General features: G+C 63.5%; 20 protein-coding genes and 1 riboswitch. Of the genes, 15 read left to right on the top strand and 5 right to left on the bottom strand.

The window, feature by feature from the left end:
• Window positions 1-3: 3 nt before the first annotated feature.
• Window positions 4-1392: a precorrin-3B synthase gene (cobG, locus tag IPK59_06935; protein MBK8158502.1), complete on the bottom strand. Its 1389-nt coding sequence runs from the start codon at window positions 1390-1392 to the stop codon at window positions 4-6.
• A gap of 72 nt (window positions 1393-1464) precedes the next feature.
• Window positions 1465-1657: riboswitch (cobalamin riboswitch) on the bottom strand.
• 126 nt (window positions 1658-1783) lie between these two features.
• Between cobG and cbiE the strand changes: the two genes are divergently transcribed.
• From cbiE to IPK59_06910, 5 genes are all read left to right on the top strand, one after another.
• Entirely contained in the window at window positions 1784-2995 is a 1212-nt protein-coding gene (cbiE, locus tag IPK59_06930; GenBank protein MBK8158501.1) for a precorrin-6y C5,15-methyltransferase (decarboxylating) subunit CbiE, read from the top strand.
• 128 nt (window positions 2996-3123) lie between these two features.
• Complete coding sequence (gene metF / locus IPK59_06925) at window positions 3124-4059, top strand: methylenetetrahydrofolate reductase [NAD(P)H] (GenBank protein ID MBK8158500.1); 936 nt, start codon at window positions 3124-3126, stop codon at window positions 4057-4059.
• Window positions 4060-4140: 81 nt separating this feature from the next.
• Window positions 4141-4395 (top strand): hypothetical protein, encoded by a 255-nt coding sequence (locus IPK59_06920; GenBank protein ID MBK8158499.1) that lies wholly within the window; start codon window positions 4141-4143, stop codon window positions 4393-4395.
• On the top strand, window positions 4392-5024 hold the full coding sequence (locus IPK59_06915) for a DUF1826 domain-containing protein (GenBank protein ID MBK8158498.1): 633 nt from the start codon (window positions 4392-4394) through the stop codon (window positions 5022-5024). Before IPK59_06920 ends, IPK59_06915 begins: the two co-directional genes overlap by 4 nt.
• 77 nt (window positions 5025-5101) lie before the next feature.
• Window positions 5102-6745 carry an amidohydrolase gene (locus IPK59_06910; GenBank protein ID MBK8158497.1) on the top strand — a complete coding sequence of 548 codons (1644 nt, stop codon included), beginning with the start codon at window positions 5102-5104 and terminating at the stop codon, window positions 6743-6745.
• Window positions 6746-6751: 6 nt separating this feature from the next.
• Here IPK59_06910 and speB read toward each other — a convergent pair whose 3' ends face one another.
• The gene (gene speB, locus IPK59_06905) at window positions 6752-7708 is read right to left on the bottom strand and encodes an agmatinase (protein MBK8158496.1); all 957 of its coding nucleotides are present in this window, start codon (window positions 7706-7708) and stop codon (window positions 6752-6754) included.
• 247 nt (window positions 7709-7955) lie between these two features.
• Between speB and IPK59_06900 the strand changes: the two genes are divergently transcribed.
• Window positions 7956-8303 carry a PilZ domain-containing protein gene (locus IPK59_06900; GenBank protein ID MBK8158495.1) on the top strand — a complete coding sequence of 116 codons (348 nt, stop codon included), beginning with the start codon at window positions 7956-7958 and terminating at the stop codon, window positions 8301-8303.
• Window positions 8304-8356: 53 nt separating this feature from the next.
• Here IPK59_06900 and IPK59_06895 read toward each other — a convergent pair whose 3' ends face one another.
• The 3 genes from IPK59_06895 to IPK59_06885 form a co-directional block, all read right to left on the bottom strand.
• On the bottom strand, window positions 8357-8653 hold the full coding sequence (locus tag IPK59_06895) for a PilZ domain-containing protein (GenBank protein ID MBK8158494.1): 297 nt from the start codon (window positions 8651-8653) through the stop codon (window positions 8357-8359).
• A gap of 183 nt (window positions 8654-8836) precedes the next feature.
• Window positions 8837-9967, bottom strand: coding sequence for an FAD-binding oxidoreductase (locus tag IPK59_06890; GenBank protein ID MBK8158493.1), 1131 nt, complete (start codon window positions 9965-9967; stop codon window positions 8837-8839).
• Window positions 9964-11370 carry an MATE family efflux transporter gene (locus IPK59_06885; GenBank protein MBK8158492.1) on the bottom strand — a complete coding sequence of 469 codons (1407 nt, stop codon included), beginning with the start codon at window positions 11368-11370 and terminating at the stop codon, window positions 9964-9966. The genes IPK59_06890 and IPK59_06885 overlap by 4 nt, the downstream gene beginning before the upstream one ends.
• A 113-nt stretch (window positions 11371-11483) precedes the next feature.
• Here IPK59_06885 and IPK59_06880 point away from each other — a divergent pair, with 113 nt between their 5' ends.
• The 9 genes from IPK59_06880 to IPK59_06840 all read left to right on the top strand — a co-directional run bounded on the left by IPK59_06880 (window position 11484) and on the right by IPK59_06840 (window position 21984).
• The gene (locus tag IPK59_06880) at window positions 11484-12419 is read left to right on the top strand and encodes a methyltransferase domain-containing protein (GenBank protein ID MBK8158491.1); all 936 of its coding nucleotides are present in this window, start codon (window positions 11484-11486) and stop codon (window positions 12417-12419) included.
• A 123-nt stretch (window positions 12420-12542) separates the two neighbouring features.
• A complete protein-coding gene (gene rpmJ / locus IPK59_06875; protein MBK8158490.1) occupies window positions 12543-12668 on the top strand; it encodes a 50S ribosomal protein L36 in 126 nt (41 codons plus the stop codon).
• A gap of 141 nt (window positions 12669-12809) precedes the next feature.
• Window positions 12810-14297: an FAD-binding protein gene (locus IPK59_06870; protein MBK8158489.1), complete on the top strand. Its 1488-nt coding sequence runs from the start codon at window positions 12810-12812 to the stop codon at window positions 14295-14297.
• On the top strand, window positions 14297-15457 hold the full coding sequence (locus tag IPK59_06865; protein MBK8158488.1) for an FAD-binding protein: 1161 nt from the start codon (window positions 14297-14299) through the stop codon (window positions 15455-15457). Before IPK59_06870 ends, IPK59_06865 begins: the two co-directional genes overlap by 1 nt.
• A gap of 1 nt (window position 15458) precedes the next feature.
• A complete protein-coding gene (gene glcF, locus IPK59_06860) occupies window positions 15459-16772 on the top strand; it encodes a glycolate oxidase subunit GlcF (GenBank protein MBK8158487.1) in 1314 nt (437 codons plus the stop codon).
• A 55-nt stretch (window positions 16773-16827) separates the two neighbouring features.
• Window positions 16828-18015 (top strand): hypothetical protein, encoded by a 1188-nt coding sequence (locus IPK59_06855; protein ID MBK8158486.1) that lies wholly within the window; start codon window positions 16828-16830, stop codon window positions 18013-18015.
• Between the two features lie 185 nt (window positions 18016-18200).
• A complete protein-coding gene (locus IPK59_06850; GenBank protein MBK8158485.1) occupies window positions 18201-18770 on the top strand; it encodes a tetratricopeptide repeat protein in 570 nt (189 codons plus the stop codon).
• Between the two features lie 10 nt (window positions 18771-18780).
• Complete coding sequence (locus tag IPK59_06845; protein ID MBK8158484.1) at window positions 18781-19491, top strand: hypothetical protein; 711 nt, start codon at window positions 18781-18783, stop codon at window positions 19489-19491.
• A 102-nt stretch (window positions 19492-19593) separates the two neighbouring features.
• On the top strand, window positions 19594-21984 hold the full coding sequence (locus tag IPK59_06840; protein ID MBK8158483.1) for a DUF1989 domain-containing protein: 2391 nt from the start codon (window positions 19594-19596) through the stop codon (window positions 21982-21984).
• Window positions 21985-22028 lie beyond the last annotated feature (44 nt).

Raw genomic sequence — 22028 nt, 5'->3', positions numbered from 1 at the left:
ACTCTACTCCGGAACTCGCGAGAATTTGTCGGCCAGAAAGCTGCCTGCCTGTTCGATAGTGAGATTGCGACCGACAAGCTTGCCGAAACCCGCCTTTTCCGCGTCGCTGCGCAGAAAGACGTCATAATGGCCGGGCGAAATCCCCAGCAGGGTCACCGGGGCGGTGCGGGGCGCTGCGCAGGATTTGCCGCAGCCGGTCAGGTGCAAGCCGACTACCTCGACCTTGCACGCATCCAGAAAATTGCCGAGCGCTAGTGCATCCGATTTGGTATCGGCGAAACCGGATTTGCACCCAGCGCTACCCGCACAGGTGACAAGGCCGGCGAAGGCCCGATCGCTTTTGACGACAAAGCCGAGTGCTGCCAATTGCCCCAAGGCGCTTGCCGCGCTGGTCAAGGCGACGTTCGGCAGAAATACGCTCTGCCAAGGTGTCATGCGGATCTCGCTGCCCGACACGTTATCGGCAAGGTCGGCAAGTCCGTGCAGCATCCTGGCGCTCAGCCGACCCACAGGCGGCACGGCGCCCAGCCAGCACAGATCCCTCTGCCGCTGCGCCTGTTGGCCGATATGACCGAAGGCGACCGGCTGCCTGCGCTGCCAGATCCCGTGGCGCGATATCGAGATGGGCAGGCTCGCAGCGATCGCGTCTGCTGACTGGTCGACCAGCAGGTGACGGAAGCGGCTGATTACCGTGCCGGCGCTGTTGATCTTGCCGTTCTCGGCAAGGAAGCGGTCGAGGAGGGCGAAGAGCGTGGCTTCCACCTCATCGGCAGCAACGGTCCCGACTGTGCCGCCCACATCGCCCGGACAGCCGGCAAAGCCGAATGCAAAGCGTGTGCTATCGACGGCGGCAAACCAGATGTCGTTGGGATGTTCCAGCATGGCAGTGCTTTCGCCGCCATCGATCTGGATCGAGAATTTCGGGGAGAGGGCGTGGTATCTTGATTGTACTTCAAGGCGCGCGAGGATGCGGTCGGCAAGGTCCGTCACATCGACCAGCGCCGCAGGGTCAATGCCGGCCGCGGGACTGACCATCACATTGCGCACGTCGTCGGCACCTGCTGTGCGCGGACCAAGACCGGCGGCGGTGACGGCGGCAATTACCGCGTCCTCGCAGCCTCCCCGCACGCCACGGATCTGGATGTTGCTGCGGTTGGTGGCTTCGACCGCGCCGGCGAACCCTGCTGCCGTCTCCGCGATCGCTCGCACCTGCGACGCAGTTACCAACCCGCGCGGCAGCTTGATGCGGCAGATGCCGCCGTCGCGCGACGGCACGATGCGGAAGAGGCCCGGGCAGGCAAAGCGGCGATTGGAGCCATCGCCCGCAATCTGATCTGCTGGATCCGCGCTATGGGACGAGCGGTCGGTCACTTTGTCACCGGCAAAAACCATCGCGGTGAATGAGCGGGCCTTTCCTCAAAGGCTGACCGCCACAGCATCGATACGCCCCGACCGATGCATCCAACCGCAACCCCGTTCACCGGCAGGTCTCCTGGCTCGCGGGTCCTGGCCTGGCGCCGCCTTCCCGGATCAGATCCAGTGGCTGATTGCGACGGGCTCACCGCTCACAGTTGCGGGGGCAGCCATGGCTGGGGGAAACATCCCCTCCCACGTTCCCTCTTAGGCCCCGAAGGGCACCGATGAATGGGCCACTTCTATAGGAGCGGCCAGAGGAGCGGAAGCGGATTTTCCGCGGATTCCAACCGGTCGCACCCCTTGCCGGGCCGGCTCCCATGCCGTATTCAGGCGCGAAAGCGGCCCCTTTTTCAAAGAGATATGCGGCATGGCAGCCTGGCTCACCGTTATCGGCATCGGCGAAGACGGCCTTGGGGGACTGGGCGAAGCGGCGCGCACGGCGTTGACATCCGCCAAGATCGTGTTCGGCGGCCAGCGCCACCTCGCCATGCTGCCGGCCGATCTAAGCGCCCTGCGCCGGCCTTGGCCCACACCCTTCGAGGGCGCCTTTGACCAGGTCCTGGCCTTGAAGGGCAGCCCCGTCTGTATCCTGGCCAGCGGCGATCCGATGCTCTTCGGCATGGGTGCGAGCCTCAGCCGCCTGGTGTCGGCGGACGAGATGCATGTACTTCCCGCCCCCTCATCCTTTTCCCTCGCCGCTGCGCGGATGGGTTGGGCGCTGCAGGATGTGGCACTGCTTACCATTCATGGACGGCCATTGGAGGTCCTCAATCTTCATCTCCATGACGGTGCGCGGCTATTCATCCTCAGCCATGACGGCACATCGCCGGCGGCCATCGCCAAGCTGCTGACCGGTCGCGGCTTCGGCCTCAGCCACCTGACGGCGCTGGAACATATGGGCGGCGCGAAAGAACGCCGCATCGACGGCGTTGCCAAGGATTGGACCATGGCAGAAGCGGCAGCGCTCAACCTCGTTGCCGTCGAATGCAGGGCTGATGAGGAAGCGCGGCCGCTCTCGACCCTGGCCGGGCTTCCCGATGACGCCTATCAGAATGACGGACAGCTCACCAAGCGCGACGTCCGTTCGGTGACCTTGGCGCGCCTCGCCCCATGCCCTGGCGAATTGCTGTGGGATGTTGGGGCGGGCTGCGGGTCGATCGGCATCGAATGGATGCGCGCGCATCCCACCTGCCGCGCCATCGCCATCGAGGCCGATACCGGCCGGCAGCAGCTCATCCGCGCCAACAGCCTGACGCTGGGCGTGCCGGCCCTCGAACTGGTGGCCGGCGCGGCACCGGCAGCGCTCAAGGATCTGCCGACACCGGATGCGATTTTCATTGGCGGCGGTGTCACGGAACCGGGTGTGCTCGATCTCTGCTGGGCGGCGCTGAGGCCCGGCGGTCGGCTGGTCGCCAATGCGGTCACGGTCCAGAGCGAGATGCTGCTGGTTTCCTGGCAAGGGAAAATCGGTGGCGAGCTGACCCGGATCAGCGTCTCCCAGGCCAAGCCCTTGGGTGACTTTGACGCCTGGCGGGCGGCCCTCCCGGTCACCGTCTTCGCCGCCCAGAAACCTAAATAACTGCAATATATGGATTAAGTGTCCGCAATGATACATTCGTTCAAATAACATAAAGATATCATTATATCTAGAATCTGTTATGCTGCCCTTCGCGTTGCTCATATCAGCCCGGAGCCGCCAGCATGAACATGATCGACCGCCGCGGACCGCAGGATCGCTTTGAGGAGATCGCCCGGTTGCGCCATGCGGCCCGCCAGACGCGCGACCCGGGCCTCTCGGTGAGCTTCGAGTTCTTCCCGCCCAAGCAATCCTCCCTGGCGACCGCATTCTGGCAGGCGGCGGATGAGCTCACGGCCCTGGGGCCGCGCTTCGTCTCAGTCACCTACGGCGCCGGCGGATCGACCCGTGATCAGACCCGCGCCCTCGTTTCCGAACTGCAGGCGCGCTCGGGTGTGCCGGCGGCGGCCCATCTCACCTGCGTCGGTGGCAGCCGCGCCGAGATCGACGCCATCGCCGATTCCTATTGGCAGGCCGGCATCAACCGGCTCGTCGCCTTGCGCGGTGACCCCGCCGCAGGGATTGCCGCCGGCTACACCCCGTCGCCGGATGGCTATGCCTATGCCGACGATCTGGTGGCGGGCCTGTGCCGCCTGCACCCTTTCGACATCAGCGTCGCAGCCTATCCTGAAGTGCATCCGCAGGCGCAGAGCGCACAAGCTGACCTCGATCACCTGAAGCGCAAGATCGATGCGGGGGCGAGCCGTGCCATCACGCAATTCTTCTTCGATGTCGATTGCTACAAGCGCTTCCTGGATCGCGCCACGCGCGCCGGCATCAACGTGCCGATCATTCCGGGCATCCTGCCCATCCGCAGCCTGGAGAAGACCGCCGGCATCGCCGCGGCCTGTGGCGCGCATATTCCCGACAGCATCCGTGCTCGCCTGGCCGGCCGCGATGAAGACACCGCTGCGCGCATCGCCATCGACATCGCCGCCGACCAATGCCGCGCATTGATGAAATTCGGTGTGCGCCAGTTCCACTTCTATTCGCTCAACCGCGCGGATCTTACGCGCGAAATCTGCGCCGACATCGGCATCGGCGCCAACCTCTCGCTGCGGCGGTAACGCGTCGCTGGCGTCCCCAGCGGGCGGCTTGTTTCTATAGTTTGTTATGTTATAACATATCAAACAAGCTAGCGAGGCCCAATGAAGACGCCAACGACCCAAGTGGAACTGCCGCCATTGTTCGCGACTGCGCGAGAGTTGATCACGGCCGCGCTCCAGCGCAGCGAGCGGGCTGCCGTGCCGTCGGAAACACTGACTGCCGTGCTGCTGGTCGAACTGATGCCGCGCCTGGTACGTGCCTATGGGCATGAGAGAGCCGCCGACATGCTGAGCCGTCTTGCGCGCGAAGTGCTCGCCGATCGCGATGACCAACCGATCCGCACGCTGATGCAATGACCCCCTTGATTGTTGCCGGGGCACGGCTCGACGTGCTCGATCGAATTCGTGATCATGAGGTGGCCCTCGCCATCTGGCGACGCACCTTGCCGCCTCAACTATCCGATTGGATCGCGGGTCAGGATGCCGGCGTCTTGCCCCGTGGGCGTATCCTGGCGTCCAGCACCGACATTGTCCCCGCCTTGTGCCATGTTTTCGACAAGAGCGCCGTGACGCAGATTGATGAGAGGCGCAGCCTGCTTGCCGATATCGCGCAATTGGCGATCCGCTTTTCAATGATCATGGCAGCACCGGCCATTGATATCCGCCTCGATGTCATCACCGGCGATGCTTGCTGGAAATTCCACCGCGACCGCGTCCCGGCGAGGCTCGTGACCACCTATCGCGGCGCCGGCACCCAATGGGTCGTGCCAGCCGATTCTGCTGCCGCCTTGCAGCAGCAGCGGGCCTTCAGCGGCAATCTTCTCGCTCTGCTGCCGCAAGAGGTTGCGATCTTCAAAGGCAGCCTTGCGGCGGAGGATATGGGCATCGTGCATCGCTCGCCGCCAATTGCCGGCTCGGGCGAAACGCGCCTGCTCTGCGCCATCGATCCTGAATCGGCGGCATCACCCGAACTCTGGCGTCCCTAGTCAGGCAGGGGATTGTCTTTCATCCGCCGACCTGATCTGATCCTGACTTCTTGTGCGCATGTATAATAGGCAGGATCATGACCCAGTTTGCGGCACCCGATCTTCTCGTCATCAATGGCGATATCCGCACCATGGATCCGCTGCAGCCGCGCGCCCAGGCGCTGGCATCGCGCGGCGGTCGGATTGTCGCCATCGGCAGCAATGACGAGATAAAGGCGCTGGGGAATGGCCGCACCCGCACCGTGAATGCGGGCGGCAAGCTGGTTCTGCCTGGCTTTCAGGACACCCATATCCATCTTCAGGACAGCGGCACCGGCTTCTCCACCAGCGTCAATCTGGAGGAGGCACGAACCATCGAGCAGTTGCAGCAGACCCTGCGCGCCTTTGCCAAGGAAACCAACGAGCTCTGGGTCCACGGCACGGGCTGGTATTCCGGCATCTTCGGCGCCCACAATCTCGACCGTGCGGCACTCGATGCGGCGGTGCCGGACCGGCCGCTCTTCATCTACGCTTCCGATGGTCATAACGCCGCCATCAATTCCAAGGCCTGCGAGATGATCGGCCTCGATGCCGGTGTCGCTGACCCGGCCGGCGGTTCCTTCGTGCGTGACGCGGCAGGTGTACCGACGGGCCTTATCTATGAGGACGCCATCGATTGGGTCCGCGCCCGCATGCCCAAGAAGGCGCTCGACACCTATGCCGCCGGCGTCCGCTATGGGCAGAAACTATGCAACACCCATGGCATCACTGGCATGCTCGATGCGATGATCTGCGCACGGCACATGAAGGTCCATCGCGGATTGGAGGAGGCGGGCGAACTCTCGGTGCGCCTGCGCGCCACGGCCAAGGTGTTTCCCACGGAATCCGTCAAGGACGCGGTCGGCCGCCTGGAGGCGCTGCGCCGCGACTATCATTCCGACATTATCGGCGTTCATTCGGCGAAGTTCTTCCTGGATGGCGTCATCGAAAACCGCACGGCGGCGATGATCGAGGATTATGCCGACGCGCAAGGCGGCAATGCGCCGATCATGTTCGACGAGGATCATCTCAAGGACCTGTTCGTAGCCTTCGACGCAGCGCGTTTCCAGCTCCACATCCATGTCATCGGCGACCGAGCCACCCGCGTGGCGTTGGACCGCATCGAAATCGCGCGCCAGATCAATGGCGCCTGGCCCAGTCTTCATCAACTGGCCCATGTCCAGGTGATCCATCCTGATGACATCCCGCGACTGCGTGATCTTGGTGTCGTCACCAACATGCAGCCCCTCTGGGCGCGTTGCGAACCCTCGGTGACCGAGGTGGCGCTGCCCTTCATCGGTGCCGAGCGCGGCCGCTGGATGTATCCCTGGCGCACGATCGTCGACAGCGGCGCTCCCTACGCGGTCAGCAGCGACTGGGGTGTTTCGACCCTCAATCCCTTCCCGATCATGCAGACCGCGATCACACGCCAGCCGCCTCATATGCCAAGGGATTATCCGGTGTTCCAGGAACAGGAACGGATGACGGTCGAGCAGGTCGTGCGCGGCTACACCACGCTGCCCGCCGCGGCCGCCTGGCGCGCCGACGAGACCGGCTCATTGACGGCGGGCAAGCATGCCGACCTCATCATTCTCGACCGCGACATCTTCGCGGTCGATCCCTATGAGATCGGCGAGACGCAGGTCGACCTCACCCTGCTGGGTGGCAGGGAGGTGCATCGGTCGGCGGGGTTCGCGGGCTAGCCGGGCTCAGCGCGTGGCGTCGATCTGCTCGGCCAGCAGGCACAGCATCTCATACATCAGGGTGGCGGCGACCAGGGCCGTGTTGCCGCTGAGGTCGAAGGGTGGCGCCACCTCGACCACGTCGCCGCCGATGAAGTTGAGCCGGCGCAGGCCGCGCAGCAATTGCAGCGCCTCCACCGTCGTGATGCCGCCGATCTCCGGCGTACCGGTGCCCGGCGTATAGATCGGGTCCAACCCGTCGACATCGAAGCTGAGATAGACCTTGTCAGCGCCGACGATGCGGCGCGCCTCGGCGATGACGGCCGGAACCCCCATCTCGGTGAATTCTTCCATGAACACGACACGCATGCCGCTCTTCAGGGAAAAATCCCAGCCATCGGTGGTGCCCTGGGCGCCGCGGATGCCGATCTGGATGACGCGCTTGGGATCGAGCAGACCTTCTTCGACCGCGCGGCGGAAGGGTGAGCCATGGGCGAACTTTGATCCCTGGAACATATCCCAGGTATCGGTATGCGCATCGATATGGATCATGCCGACTGGCCCGTCCTTGGCCAGCGCGCGGAGGATCGGCAGCGAGATGGTGTGATCGCCACCGGCCGAAAGCGGGATGATCCTGTGCGCCTTCACCCGGTCATAGAAGGCCGCGATCTCGTCGAGCGCCTTGGGATGTTCCAGCAACTGATGGAAGGGCACATCGCCGAGGTCGGCGACGCTCACCAAGTCATATGGATTGATGCGGGTTACATGATGAATGGTACGCATCAGCGATGACTGGTTGCGGATTTCGCGCGGTCCATGGCGGGCGCCGGCGCGGTTGGTGACGCCGCCGTCATAGGGTACGCCGATGAGGCCGATATCGATCTCCGCCCAATCAGTGGCGGCTGGCACGCGCATGAAGGTGGGTATGCCGGTATAACGCGGCTGGGTCATGGCGGTGATATCGGTCTTGCGGCGCAGGGCCATGCTGGCATCCCTCAGAAGATCATTGATTGTTCAGAACTCGCTGGCGGCGGAGCTTAGCTGGCACCTGCCGGCCTTGCCAGCGTTAACGCGCCGGTCATGATGCGCCGCAGCGGTCGGTTGGAAAAGCGCCCAAACCACCTGAAATCGGCGCCGAATCGGACCGATATCGTTTGCTGCGTCCGTCCGGTGCCCCTATCCTTGCGACAGGGGAATGGCGACGCATTGCGGCTGGGAAAGGATAGCCATCATGGCTGCCGACAATTCCATGGACCATCGGCGACACAAGCGCTTTGATTTCGGCGGCACGGCCATGCTGGTGTTCGACGACCAGGACAATCGTCGCACCTTGGCCATCACCAACTACCAGAACATCTCGCAAGGCGGCGCCTGCATCATGACCCCGGACGTCAAGGGGTTCGCCATGGGCGACCGGATGTACCTGATGCCTGAACGCTACCGCCGCAAGCGCGAAGCCGTGGTGGTCAACCTCGGTACTGGCCGCTTGCATCTCGAAATACCCCGCACCCAGGCGCTGAGCGAATTCGAAGTGGCCGAAATTCTGGAAGAACTGAACCGCATCAATAAAGTTGGGTGAGCGGCCCGGATTCAGCTTTGACGGCTTCAGCTCGGGCGGAGCGGGATTGCCCGCTATCTGACGATGCTGGAAATGATAATCGCACCCGGGAAAGCCATCGCGATATGCGATGGGCTGACGCGCACGACGGTGGCAATGGTGGGGCCGACCTTCGGCAGATCGACCGAGACTTTGTCGCCCACGGCGACGGGTCCGCTGGTCTCGATCAACGCGCCATTCTCCGAGATGTCGACCAGGCGACAAGTAACCCGCGCCCCTTTGATCAGGACATCCGTCGGCAGATTGACGACATAGCGTTGGGCGCGGCGCCGATCGGCATGATCGTCGGTCTCTTTGTGCAAATCGCTCATCATATGTGTTCCAATTCCCCATTCCCCAACCCGGGGTTAAGCTAGGCTTCCCCCCCGGGAACCCCATCGGCGCAATCTGCCATGATAACCCTTTGTCGCCAAGCCTTTCGGCTGCAAGGGTCAAGAAATCGCAAGGCCGTTTACCAATTAAGCTTGTTTTGGCGCAGCGCAAATCTGGTGGGATCAGGCACGGCATCGGTCCGGAGCCAGGGTGGCTTGACTGAGGCCCCGCGCCAGCAGATCGGCTGGCAGTTCGCCCTCAACCAGCAGATTGCGCGTGATGCGGCCCAGGGCAGCCGCCAGCATGATGCCGTAGCCGCCTTGGCCGGCGAGCCAGAAGAAGCCCTCGCTGTCGCGATCGATGCCCACGACCGGGCAATGATCCGCTACGAAACTGCGCAGGCCCGCCCAGCTATGTTCGATGCGCCGCACGGTGAGATGGGTGTTGCGCTCCAACCAGTCGACGATCAGCGCTATGTCGAGATCTTCCGGCTGTGCATCGCAGGGTGGGCTCGGCGTCGCGTCGCCCAGCGACGCCATCAGCCTGCCGGCATCCAATTTCACATAGGCTTCCGTGGCGCCGTCATCGACGGCCGGCATGTTGGCCGGGGCCAGCGCGGGATCGCTGGCGATGATGATGGCGGTCCGCCGCATGGGTTGCAGCCCGATCGGCCGCAGACCAGCCATCTGCCCAATCTCATCGGCCCAGGCGCCGCCTGCATTGACGAGGATCGGTGCCTCGAACACGGCACCCGTTGAGGTCGCGGCGCGCCACAGGCCATTGGCCCGGTCGACCGCGACCACCCGGTGGTCGGTGAAGACCGCCCCGCTCCGATGCTTCAGCAGCTTCAGGAACCCCTGGTGAATTGCCGTCGCATCCATATCCATGACATGGGGGTCGAGCGAGGCGCGGGCGACGGCCTCGCGGCGCAGGAGCGGCGCCAGCTTGCAGGCCTGGTCGGGCGAGATCTCGACCAGCGGCGTTTCCGGCGTGGCAGCTGCCATGAACTCATCAATCTTGGCCTCATGCCCGGCGGGCACGAAAGACATGGCCTGGCGCGGCGTCAGGAGGGGGTGATCGGTAAACCCAGCAGGTGGATTGCGATAGAATTCGGCACTGGCGGCGATGATCGCGCGGACAGCGGCCGGGCCGTAATTCGGCGTGTAGAGTGCTGCTGAACGACCCGAGCTGTGATAGCCCGGCCGCTCCTCCATCTCGATCAGGGTGGTTGACCCGGCCGCGGCCAGTTCAGCGGCGGCGGCGGCACCGGACACGCCGGCACCGATCACCAGGAAATCACTGCGCGCGCTCATCGCCACAAACCCTCCGGCCATTGGCTCAGCCGGTGGAAGCGCCAGCCGAGGCCGATCGAGGCGACGACCAGAGCGGCGATCAGCGACCAGATCAGGGCGGGGACGCCGCCCTCTTGTTGAAATCCAAGCACATAACCCATCGGCAATCCCACCAAGGCAAAACTCACGATATAGACGATGGTGGGGATCAACGTATCCGCGGCACCGCGCAAGGCGCCCATCAACACGCCCTGCAGGCCATCGACAATGAACAGCAATGTCGTAAGCGAGAGCGCCGCGGTGAGCAAGGGCAGCACCAGCGGGTCCTGGCTGTAGGCACCGGCAATGATGGGGGCCAGCACTGCCGTGATGCCGGCGACCAGGCACATGACGCCGAATTCCAGGCCGACGGCGGTCCAGCCGGCGCGGCGCAGGTCACCGGCGCTGCCGCGGCCAATGGCATTGCCGACGCGGACCGAAGCTGCGGTCGAAAGCCCCAGGGTCAGCATATAGACGAAGCTGGTGAAATTGATCGTGGCATACATGGTGGCAAGCTCGGTGCTGCCGAGCCAGCCCGCCATATAGATCATCATGTTGAAACAGGCCGTTTCCGTGCCGATGGCAAAGGCGAGCGGCAGGCCGAGCATCAACAATCGCCGCAGGATCGCAAGGTCCAGGCTGAACCAGGGCAGGGCGCCGTATTTCGCGCGGTCGCGCATGGTGAGGATGTAGCCGCCGATCGCGGCCAGCATGCACCAGCGGGTGATGGTGGTGGCAAGCGCCGAGCCGGCTGCACCCATCTCGGGCGCGCCCAGATGGCCAAGCACGAAGACCCAGTTGAGGGCGAGATTGATGACATTGCCGCCGAGCGCGATAAGCATGCCGGGTACCGGCCGGTTGATGCCTTCCAGGAAGAACGAGCAGGCGCTGAACATCAGGATGCCCGGCAGAGAATAGCCCAGGATGTTGAGGGCCAGGCCACCGCCGGCAAAGGTCTCTTCCGGCTGATTGAAGAGGCGCAGCAGATCCTCGGCCGGCAGCAGAATGAGCGAGAAGGTAACGCCGATCGCACAGGCGATGGTGAGGCCACCGCGCAGGGCTTTGCCGCATTCCAGGAAATTGCCGGAACCAGCGGCCTGGGCGGTGAGGATGATGGTGCCGATCAGCAACCCCACCCCGACCACCATCAAGGTCACCTGGGGGATGGCGGCGGCGCCGAGGTCGGCGAGGGCACCTGTCCCCTGCCAGCCGCAGAAGATGGCATTGACCGTGAACATGATGACGAGGCCGGCGCGGGCCGCCATGACCGGCAATGCCAGGGCGATGGTCCGGACCAGATGGTAGGAGAGGGGATGGTGGGCGGCGGGCACAGCCTGGGCTGGGCCGGCTCCCTTGCCAATCGCCGGGCCGCGAAACGACGTCATGACGGCCGATTGACCTCAACTTGCGGTTTGGGAATGCAGACGGTAGAGTTAACTAATTGATTTGCCATGAATCGGCAATGGGGCTGACGGGGATAATGAAATCCGGAGGCGGCGTGAAGGTACCCTTGCGGCTGCGCTTACGGGCTTGGTGGGAGGGCGAAGAGGTTCAGCTGCCTCAACTTGCCATCCCGACCGGGGGCGGATCAGGCAAGGTTGAGGTCGGGCTACCCCAGATCACCATCCCACCGCTCTTGCCCTGGGAAACGGAAGCAATCCGGATCCAGGAACAGGTGTGGGGCGCCGGCTTTTACAAGCCGGGCGGTGAAGAGCATGTGCTGGGACTTGCCAAGCCCTTTGGCCTCAACCCATCCTTGACCGTGATGGAGTTCGGCGCCGGTTTGGGCGGGGGAACGCGCGCCCTGGTCAACGAATTCGGCATCTGGGTCAGTGGGTTGGAGCCGACCGCTGACCTCGCCAAGGCTGGCAAGGAACTGTCGATCAAGGCCGGGCAGGAGAAAAAGGCCGATATCGTCCGCTACTCGCCCGAAGGATTCGAGCCCAAACAGGGCTCGGTCGACTGCGTTCTGTCCTCGGAATCCCTTTATCTTGGTGAAGACAAGCCGAAAATCCTGAAATCCTTCGAATGGGCGCTGAAGCCCCGCGGCCAGATCTCGATTACCGACTTTGTCCGCAACGATGCCCTCGACATCAATGACCAGCGCCTGCAGGGGCTGGGCCTGGCGCCGACCGACAAGACCTTCTTCGCGTCCGGGGCCGAATATGTGAAATGGTTCCGCGAGCTCAATTTCGACCTCCGGGTCAACGAGGATATCACCGCGCGCTACCGCAAGATGGTCATGGATGGCTGGCTGGAGTTCACCCAGGCGGGTGGCGAAAAGGCGGCCCATGCCAAGGCCTTGCCCGAGGAAGTGGTGAAGGAAGTGCAGCTGTGGACTCGCCGGGTGGCGGCCATGGATGCCGGCGACCTCAAGGTCATGCGCTATTACGCCATCAAACTGGGCGGCACCAAGCTGATGTCGAACTGGTAACGCTGTTTTAAGCGATGTAATCCAAGGGCTTGGCGGGCGCTTGGCAGTGGTTGACAGGCTCCGCCCTGGTCACTATGTTGCGCCACCATTTCAAGACTCGTTGTATTCTCAAGGAACCGGACCATGAAGGTTGTTAACTCGCTGAAGTCGGCCAAGGCACGGCACAAGGATTGCCGTATTGTCCGTCGCAAGGGCCGGGTCTACGTGATCAACAAGACCAATCCGCGCTTCAAGGCGCGCCAGGGTTGATTAGCATCACTCTGGGATTGGGCTACGCTGGCTAGACATTCGTCCGGTCCGGCGCGTTGATCGAGCTGGATCCGACTATCTGATTTGGAAACCGCGCGGGGACTTCCCCGCGCGGTTTCTTTTTGCGCTATAGATTCCGGCATGCTGATGCCGCCGCCCGATTCAGCAGCGCTCAAAGCTGCCCCGGAATTCGTCGCCGCCCTGCGCGCGGCGCTGGGCACGGACAATGTCATGTCCGACCCGCGCGCCATGCGCCCCTATGAGAGCGACGGCCTCACCGCCTATCGGCAGATCCCCCTGGCGGTCGCCCTGCCGCGCTCGACGGCGGAGGTGTCGGCGGCGCTCAGAATCGCCCATCGCTTCGGCATCAAGGTGGTGCCGCGCGGTGCCGGCACCTCGCTTTCGGGCGGTGCGTTGCCCTTGGCGGATGGCTTGCTGCTCGGCCTCGGCAAGCTCAACCGCATTCTCGACATCGATCTACCCAACCGCTGCGCCGTGGTGCAGCCGGGTGTTACCAACCTTGCCATCAGCCACGCCGTGGCGGGGGATGGTTTCTATTATGCGCCCGACCCTTCAAGCCAGATCGCCTGTTCGATCGGCGGCAATGTCGCCGAGAATTCCGGCGGTGTGCATTGCCTGAAATACGGCCTCACCACCAACAACCTGCTGGGTCTCGAGATCGTGCTGATGGATGGCGAGATCATTCGACTTGGGGGCAAGCATCTCGACAGTGGACTCTATGATTTGATGGGGATTTTCACGGGCTCGGAAGGGTTGCTCGGCGTCATCACCGAGGTGACCGTGCGTCTCTTGCGTCGCCCGGAAAAGGCGCGCGCCCTGCTGGCGGGCTTTGCCACCAGTGAATCGGCGGGGGCGGCGGTGGCCGCCATCATCGGCGCCGGCATTATCCCGGCCGGCATGGAAATGATGGACCGGCCAGCCATCCATGCCGCCGAGGATTTTGTCCATGCGGGCTATCCGCTGGATGCCGAGGCGTTGCTAATCGTCGAACTGGATGGGCCGCAGGTCGAGGTCGATGATCTCATTGCGCGCGTCAGCGCCATCGCAATTTCCCATGGCGGCAAGGGCTTGCGGATCAGTGAGAGCGAGGCCGAGCGGCTGCTGATCTGGGCCGGGCGCAAGGCGGCGTTCCCGGCCATCGGCCGCATCTCACCCGACTACTACTGCATGGACGGCACCATCCCCAGGAGCCGCCTGCCGGAGGTGCTCCAGCGCATGACGCAGCTTTCGGCGTTCCACAATCTGCGCGTCGCCAATGTGTTTCATGCGGGCGACGGCAACCTTCATCCGCTCATTCTCTACGATGCCAACAAACCCGGCGAGCTTGAGGCAGCCGAGGCCTTTGGTGCTGATATCCTGAGACTTTGTGTCGAAGTAGGCGGTGTGCTGACCGGTGAACATGGGGTCGGTGTCGAGAAGCGCGACCTGATGCCGACCATGTTCAACGAGGTGGATCTTGCCCAGCAGATGCGGGTGAAATGCGCGTTTGACGACGGCAATCTGCTCAATCCGGGCAAGGTCTTTCCGACCCTGCAGCGCTGTGCCGAGATGGGGGCGATGCATGTGCGCGGCGGGCAATTGCCGCATCCCGAGCTGCCGCGGTTCTGATGGATCTCGCGCCGGCTACCCAGCAGGAACTGGTTGATATCATTGGGGCTTCCGCCGCCGATGGGGCGCCTCTCGGCCTCTACGGCCATGGCACCAAGCGGGATTGGGGGCGCTCGGTCAGCTTCGCGCGGCAGGTCACGCTGCGGGGTTTCAGCGGCATTGTCGATTATGCCCCAGCCGAACTGGTCCTGACCGCCGGGGCCGGAACGCCGTTAGCTGAAATAGAACAAGCACTTGCGGCGGAGGGGCAGCATCTGGCGTTCGAGCCGCCGGATCTCGGTCCCCTGTTCGGCCATGGTGGAAACCAGGCGACAATCGGCGGGGTGCTGGCCACGAATCTCTCCGGGTCAAGGCGGCCGTTTGTTGGCGCTGCCCGTGATTTTTTTCTGGGATTCTCGGGGGTTAACGGACGAGGCGAGGTGGTGAAAGCGGGTGGCAAGGTGGTCAAAAACGTGACCGGCTATGACCTCCCCAAGCTCATCGCCGGCTCGTTCGGGACGCTGATTGCGATGACCGAAATCACCGTCAAGGTGGTGCCGGCGCCGGAAACGAGCTGCTCGGCGGTGCTGGATGACATCTCGCCGGATGCGGCAAATGCCTATATGACACAGGCACTTGGCAGCACCGCGGACCCCTCGGGTGCAGCCTATCTGCCGGACAGGCAACTGATCTTTCGGCTGGAAGGGTCGGGGCCGTCGGTTGCCTATCGGCTGCAGGTCCTGAAGGACCAATTGCTGAGGGATGTGCGGGTTCTGGCGGAAGCGCCGTCGCGCGAGCTGTGGCGCGAGATCCGCGATCTGGCCCCGCTCAAGGTCCAAAACGGTGAAATTACGTGGCTGTTATCGGCCCCTCCTGTCGCGTTTTCGGGGGATATTTGCAAGTTAGCAGATCATCTCCCGGGCTTTCGCTACCTCGTTGACTGGGGTGGCGGGCGGATCTGGCTCAGCCATGGGCTCACAGCTTTCGACCAAGCTGTGCGCGCCGTTCACAGCCTGCTCGGCCAGGGTGGCCACGCGACCCTGGTGAAGGCGCCGGCCGATTGGCGGCAGAGCGACCAGGTGTTCAGCCCCGACGTGCCGGTCGCATTGCTGCAGAAGGTGCGTGCCGCCTTCGACCCCTTGCGCCTTTTCAACCGCGGCCGCCTGCACCCGGATCTCTGACATGCAGACCAGCTTCTCGCCAGCCCAGCTTGCCGATCCGGACCTTGCCGCCGCCGACAGGATCCTGCGCACCTGTGTCCATTGCGGCTTCTGCACGGCGACCTGTCCCACCTATGTCATCGCCGGCGACGAGAACGATTCCCCACGCGGGCGCATCTACCTCATCAAGAACATGCTGGAGCATGACGAAGAGGCGGATGCGATCGTGGCGAAGCATGTCGATCGCTGCCTCACCTGCCTCTCCTGCATGACGACCTGTCCCTCGGGCGTCGATTACATGCATCTCGTCGATCATGCGCGGGTGCGGATCGAGGCGCAGTATCGGCGGCCCTTGTTCGACCGCGTGCTGCGCCAGGTGCTGGCCACCATCCTGCCGCGCCCGACCTTGTTTCGGACGGCACTTGCGCTGGGCGGGATCGCGCGCGCATTGCAGATTCCAAGACTGTTCCATGGCCGCCTGCGCGCGCTGTTCGATGCGCTGCCGACATCGCTGCCATCGCCTTCCGTGACCGACCAGCCGGGTGTCTTCAAACCCGTGGGACCCCGGCGCGGTCGTGTGGCGCTGCTCGCCGGCTGCGCGCAGCCGGTGATGAAGCCCGGCATCAATGCGGCGGCGATCCGGCTCCTCAACCGCCTCGGCATCGAGGTGGTGGTGGCGGAAGGGGCGGGGTGTTGTGGAGCGCTCACGCAGCATATGGGCCGCGAGCATGACGCACTCGCAACGGCACGCAAGACGATGCGGGCCTGGGCGCGCGAGATGGCGGGGGAGGGGCTGGATGCGATCCTCGTCACCACATCGGGCTGCGGCACCTCGATCAAGGATTACGGCCATCTCTTCCGCCACGATCCGGATGTAAAGACGGCAGAGGCGGTGGCGGGGATCACCCTCGACATCAGCGAGTATCTGGTGAAGCTCGGCGCTATCGCTGCGCCGGAATTCGGGATGGGCCTCAAGGTCGCCTATCACGCGGCCTGCTCGTTGCAGCATGGCCAGCGGGTGCGCGAAGCGCCGAAGGACCTGCTGCGCGCGGCGGGCTTCGAGGTAGTCGAAGTGCCGGAGGCGCATCTCTGCTGCGGGTCGGCCGGCACCTATAATCTGCTGCAGCCGGACTTCGCGAACGAGCTGCGCACGCGCAAGCTCGCCAACATCGCCAGGACCGGCGCCGCCATCGTCTCGGCCGGCAATATCGGCTGTCTGCAGCAACTGCAGAGCGGACTTGAACAACCCATCGTGCACACGGTCGAACTGCTCGACTGGGCGAGCGGTGGGCCGATGCCGGCGGGGTTGGGTTCTGACTTGACGACCAAGCGGTAGGGTTTTGATACGCCAAGCCTAGTGTCCCCCGGAATGGGTCTTCAAAGGAATCAGCATGCATTTGCGAGACGCTCGTGTCGACCTTGATGGTAACGTCATCGCTTCCGGGCGGATGATTTTTGCCAGCGACAATGGTGGCGTGTTCGCGGCGCAGGAATGCGATCAGGTGCAAATATCGCGCCTGGGACCGCTACGTGTCGTTGCCTGCAAGAGCAGGCGCGACTCAGATTCTGGGTTCTTGGTGAGCGAGGCCGTTGGGCCGGCGCTGAGCTTTCCAGATGTCTTTGCGACTGTCATACGGCGCGCGTGCTGGCTCAGCCCAAAGGAGGCAATTGTGATGTCGCTTGGGCATCAGGATGGCGCCCTGGCCAGCTCGGTCGACCGCGATGCGGTGTCGCAGCCCTTGTCGGATTGGAAGCTGGAGGTCGAGGCTATCGAAGGCGCGATCCATGTCCGGGCGTCGGCGGCGTTGCGTGCAACTCTGCCATTCAATCTTCGGAACAAGGACATAGGGAGCTATTGGTCCAGCCGCGAGGAGACAGAGCGCATAAGCGTGACCTTCAGTGTTGACCCTGTCACACGAACAGCGTGTTTCGGCTCCTATACGGGCGTGCTGTCCGATAAATGGTGCGCCGGCGATGCGGTGCCTGCGCGCACCTCCTTACAGGCGCTCAGGCTCGACACCGCGCCGGTTGGCCCATTCAATGAGATGGGTCCTGCCGCCGAGACCGGCTGGATCAAGGTGCAAAGCTGGTTCACGCCGAACGCTCCAAGTGGGCAATCCGTTTTGGCACTGATTTTCAACAGGGTTGCGTCAATCGCTCGTACCGAATCCGGTTTTCTTGCATCGACCGATCGGGATTCAGGGCAGAGAAGCATATGGTTTGAGGGAATCAATCTCGTCATCGTGGCGGATCTCATGCGACACGCCAATACCATGAAGCTCAGCCTGACCGACGGCATTTCTGGATATTTGTGGGATCCGTCGGAGCAACGCCATTTTTACGACATGGACATTTCACCGACACCAGAGCAGCATTTCCTGGAGGCGACGATCAGTTTTGCGCTCACGGCAAGGGGCCTTGAGTGCCACTACCGCATCCACGTAAACGATCTTCATGTCATTCGACTTGGCACCAAATACCAGCGAGGCTGGATCGAAGACAGCGTCACCTTGCCATGGGAGCTTCTCATCCTGCGGCATCCCCAATTCCTGCAGCGTCGCGAAAGCGTGGCTGGCTAGTGCGGCCACCCGATGCCAGCGGGGCTGGAGCAACTTTGGGTGGCCACCGGTTGCGGCGATGAATGCGGTTCAACAGATGGTGGTAGTGCAGATTGCAATTGTGGCGATTTTTCGCCTGATGTGAAGGCGTTGTGCTGGAAATCGCGGGTCGCTCGCGGGTTTTCCGGGTGCTACACTAAAGCCGCATGACGACTTGGTTGATCCGCCTTGCTCCGCTGGTGAGCCTCGGCCTTCTGCTGCTGGCCGGTGGTCCCGTGGCTTTGGCTGATCAACGCGATCCCCGCCTGCCGGCTTTGTTCGAACGGCTGCGCGAGACCGACAATGCCGACATTGCGCGCCTCACCGAATTCATGATCTGGCAGATCTGGGGCGAGTCTGGCGCCCCCGACATCGACCAGTTGATGCAGGCAGGCGAAGAGGCGATGGAGCGGAAAGATTTCGCCGCCGCCGAGGCAAGCTTCAGCGCCGTCATCAAGGCGCAGCCCAATTTCGCCGAGGGCTGGAATCGGCGGGCGACCATGTATTTTCTCAGCGGCGATTACCTGAAGTCGCTGGCCGACATCGACCATGTGCTGGAATTGGAGCCGCGCCATTTCGGGGCCATCTCGGGCCTCGGCGTGGTCAACATGGCGCTGGAGCGGATCGAAGCGGCGCGCGATGCGTTCGAGCGCGTGCTGTCGCTCTATCCGCTCAATCTGCCGGCGCGGGAGAATTTGAAACTGATCAAGAAAAAGCTGGATGAGAGCGATATCTGAGTTGAGGAAGATGCGCCGGATCATCCAGTTGCCGCTGCTGGCCGGTGCGCTGCTGCTGTGTTGCGCATTGGCCGGCGGTCAGGCCCGTGCCGCCACTTGCGAGCGCCCGGCGGCGCCACCGGTTGTGTCGGTGCGCGCGGACATTCTGCCGGTATCCTATGATGACAGCCGCGGCATCGCGCAATTGTCATCCGATGGCAGCACTGTCGCACCGCGCCATCTACCCCAATTCCAGTACACGATGGGGGCGACGGTCATCGTGCCGGAACAGGCATGGCAGACGACCCTGAGCTCCAAGATGCGCAGTGACGGCATCCTGTGCTGGAAGGTCGACCGCCTGCAGATCACGCTCAAGGTCCATACCGAGGTCCGCATCGCAAGGGAGATTCCCAAGGGCTCGTGCCTGTGGAACGAAACGATGAAGCATGAGACCAAGCATGTGAAGATCGACCAGAAGATGTTCCCGCGCCTAGCCGATACGATCCGGCCGCAGATCCTGCGCAAGGTGGCGCGAGCCTACCCCGCGCAGAACCAGGCACAGGCGGAACGCGACGCCGCCAAGCTGGTGCGCACGACCATGGACGCGGCGATCGATTCCTTCTTGAGCAAGCGCAACAAGGCGCAGCTCGCCATCGATACCGCGGCCGAATACGACCGTATCAGCCATGTCTGCGGCAATGCGGAGGTGGCGGCGGCCGTCAATCGGGCCGGGTTGCGCTAAACCGCGCTTGGCGGTCGATTGAGCGCTTGAGGGTCCGTTCAGGCGCGGTCTATCATCCTCGATGATCGCGACTATCAGGTGCCGCAGCAGCCGGGGACGCGCATGACCATTGTCGAACGCAGCATGACGCGGCCGCGGGTGATCGAACCCGGCCTGCCGCGCTTTGACCCGGCGGTGGAACGCTACCGGCTGGCCGGTCTCGGCGCCCTCATCCTGCGGTTGGAGGCCGGCGACCGGATTGAGATCACCGACCGGGAAGGGCGGCAATCTTGCGAGATCGCGGCCTTCACCGGCCCTGGTGCGCAGCATCATGAAACACCGCGGCCGGATCTCCAGGCACTGGGCTTGCGCGGCGAGGGACCCTCGGCCGGCATCACGCAGATCCTATCCGGCATGCCGCTGGTACACGGCAGTCCTGACGAGATCATCCAGCTACGCCACCAGCTGGCACAATGGCACATGCCCAAGGGCGTCGATGACGTGGCGCGGGTTCTGGCAGGTGACACGCGGCCGGGCGACACCGCCAGGATGACGGCCGCGCGGCCGGTGATCGTGGTCCTCCATGCACCGGGTAGCGAGATGCCGCCGGAGGAACAGGCGCCGCCCACGGATCTTGGCGTCGTGGTAAGGCGGGCGAACCCGTCGCATCTCACGACACCGCCATTGCCGGCACCCCTGGGCGAGATGGTCGCAGAATTCCGGGTCAACAAATGCACGGCACTTTCCTATGAGGTGAAGGAAGGCCAGTACATCCAGGTCATCGATGTGGCGGGCCGGCAGTGCTCGGACTTCGTCGCCTTCGATGCAAGGCAATTGGCCAACGGGCGCGAGCGCGGCATCGACATGACGACGACGCGCACCATGCTGGGCGCCATCTATCCAGGCCCGGGGCTTGCCTCCAAATTCTTCGATGTCGACATGCAGGCGCTGGTCGAGGTGGTGCGCGATACCTGCGGACGGCACGACACGTTCGGGCTCGCCTGCACGCCGCGCTTCTATGAGGATGCGGGCTATCCCGGCCATCCCAGTTGCTCGGAAAATTTCAACCTGGTGCTGGAGAAGTTCGGGCTGGAGACGCGACGCGGCTGGCAGGCGGTCAATCTCTTCTACAACACCGGTGTCAACGCCGCGAACGCGATCTTCCTCGACGATCCCTGGTCGCGGCCGGGTGACTATGTGCTGATGAAGGCGATGAAGGACCTGGTCTGCGGCTCCTCCGCCTGCCCCGACGATATCGATGCCACCAATGCCTGGAACCCCACCGACATTCATGTTCGCATCTATGATGCGAAGAACAGTTTCTCCCGAGCCATGGCGTATCGCATGACCCCAGATGCCGAACCGATCCTCACCCGCGAGACCGGCTTTCATCCGCGCACCTCGGCGCTCACACGCAACTTCACGGAATATCGCGGCTTCTGGCTGCCCAACCGCTTCAACAACGCCGGGCCGACGGCGGAATATTGGGCGGCTCGTGAGGCAGCCGTGGTGATGGATCTCTCGCCCCTGCGTAAGTTCGAGGTGCTGGGGGCGGATGCCGAGGATCTGCTGCAGATCGCCTGCACGCGCAACATCCGCAAGCTCAGCGACGGTCAGGTGGTCTATACCGCGATGTGCTATGAGCATGGCGGCATGGTCGATGACGGGACCGTGTTCCGGATGGGACCAGACCGCTATCGCTGGATCGGCGGCGATGAATTCGGCGGCAAGTGGCTGCGCGATCTGGCCGAGAAACGCGGGCTGAAACAGGTCTGGGTGAAGTCGGCGACGGACCAGCTTCACAACATCGCGCTGCAGGGGCCGAAGAGCCGCGACATCCTGAAGGAGATCATCTGGACGCCGCCGGCCAGGCCAAGGGTGGATGAGATCCAGTGGTTCCATTTCACTGTCGGGCGCATCGGCGATTATAACGGTGTCGCCGTGGTGGTCTCGCGCACCGGCTATTCGGGCGAGCTTGGCTACGAGATCTTCTGCCACCCGAAGGATGCGCCGGCTGTCTGGGATGCGGTCTGGGCGGCGGGGCAGCCGCACGGATTGTTGCCGTTGGGGCTGGAGGCGCTGGATATTCTGCGCATCGAAGCCGGGCTGGTCTTTGCCAATTACGAGTTCAACGACCAGACCGACCCTTACGAGGCCGGCATCGGTTTCACCGTGGCCTTGAAGGGCAATGAGGAATTCGTCGGCCGCGAGGCGATCATCCGCCGCAAGGAACATGCGCAGCGCGTGCTGGTGGGGTTGGAGATCGACGCCAAGCAGGCGGTCGGCCATGGCGATTGCGTGCATGTGGGGCGCGCGCAGGTGGGCGTGGTGACGTCGGGCTGCATCTCGCCGATTCTTGGGAAGAACATCGCGCTCTGCCGCATGGACGTGACCTATGCGGCCCTTGGCACCGAGGTGGAGATCGGCAAGATCGACGGTCAGCAGAAGCGCCTGCCGGCGCGGGTGGTCAGGTTCCCGTTCTACGATCCGGAGAAACTGAAGCCGCGGAGTTGAGCGAGATAACTCGGTCGTCATGGTCGGCGAAGGCCGACCACCCA

Source organism: Rhodospirillaceae bacterium, from assembly GCA_016712715.1.
GTDB lineage: Bacteria > Pseudomonadota > Alphaproteobacteria > Dongiales > Dongiaceae > Dongia.
The sequence above is the reverse complement of the archived record's forward strand: the minus strand, read 5'-3'. Positions and strand labels throughout refer to the sequence as shown.

Excerpts from the sequence above, each read along its gene's own strand:
- cobG (MBK8158502.1), bottom strand. The coding sequence starts at position 1,392 with ATGGTTTTTGCCGGTGACAAAGTGACCGACCGCTCGTCCCATAGCGCG.
- cbiE (MBK8158501.1), top strand. The coding sequence starts at position 1,784 with ATGGCAGCCTGGCTCACCGTTATCGGCATCGGCGAAGACGGCCTTGGG.
- metF (MBK8158500.1), top strand. The coding sequence starts at position 3,124 with ATGATCGACCGCCGCGGACCGCAGGATCGCTTTGAGGAGATCGCCCGG.
- IPK59_06920 (MBK8158499.1), top strand. The coding sequence starts at position 4,141 with ATGAAGACGCCAACGACCCAAGTGGAACTGCCGCCATTGTTCGCGACT.
- IPK59_06915 (MBK8158498.1), top strand. The coding sequence starts at position 4,392 with ATGACCCCCTTGATTGTTGCCGGGGCACGGCTCGACGTGCTCGATCGA.
- IPK59_06910 (MBK8158497.1), top strand. The coding sequence starts at position 5,102 with ATGACCCAGTTTGCGGCACCCGATCTTCTCGTCATCAATGGCGATATC.
- speB (MBK8158496.1), bottom strand. The coding sequence starts at position 7,708 with ATGGCCCTGCGCCGCAAGACCGATATCACCGCCATGACCCAGCCGCGT.
- IPK59_06900 (MBK8158495.1), top strand. The coding sequence starts at position 7,956 with ATGGCTGCCGACAATTCCATGGACCATCGGCGACACAAGCGCTTTGAT.
- IPK59_06895 (MBK8158494.1), bottom strand. The coding sequence starts at position 8,653 with ATGAGCGATTTGCACAAAGAGACCGACGATCATGCCGATCGGCGCCGC.
- IPK59_06890 (MBK8158493.1), bottom strand. The coding sequence starts at position 9,967 with ATGAGCGCGCGCAGTGATTTCCTGGTGATCGGTGCCGGCGTGTCCGGT.
- IPK59_06885 (MBK8158492.1), bottom strand. The coding sequence starts at position 11,370 with ATGACGTCGTTTCGCGGCCCGGCGATTGGCAAGGGAGCCGGCCCAGCC.
- rpmJ (MBK8158490.1), top strand. The coding sequence starts at position 12,543 with ATGAAGGTTGTTAACTCGCTGAAGTCGGCCAAGGCACGGCACAAGGAT.
- IPK59_06870 (MBK8158489.1), top strand. The coding sequence starts at position 12,810 with ATGCTGATGCCGCCGCCCGATTCAGCAGCGCTCAAAGCTGCCCCGGAA.
- IPK59_06865 (MBK8158488.1), top strand. The coding sequence starts at position 14,297 with ATGGATCTCGCGCCGGCTACCCAGCAGGAACTGGTTGATATCATTGGG.
- glcF (MBK8158487.1), top strand. The coding sequence starts at position 15,459 with ATGCAGACCAGCTTCTCGCCAGCCCAGCTTGCCGATCCGGACCTTGCC.
- IPK59_06855 (MBK8158486.1), top strand. The coding sequence starts at position 16,828 with ATGCATTTGCGAGACGCTCGTGTCGACCTTGATGGTAACGTCATCGCT.
- IPK59_06850 (MBK8158485.1), top strand. The coding sequence starts at position 18,201 with ATGACGACTTGGTTGATCCGCCTTGCTCCGCTGGTGAGCCTCGGCCTT.
- IPK59_06845 (MBK8158484.1), top strand. The coding sequence starts at position 18,781 with ATGCGCCGGATCATCCAGTTGCCGCTGCTGGCCGGTGCGCTGCTGCTG.
- IPK59_06840 (MBK8158483.1), top strand. The coding sequence starts at position 19,594 with ATGACCATTGTCGAACGCAGCATGACGCGGCCGCGGGTGATCGAACCC.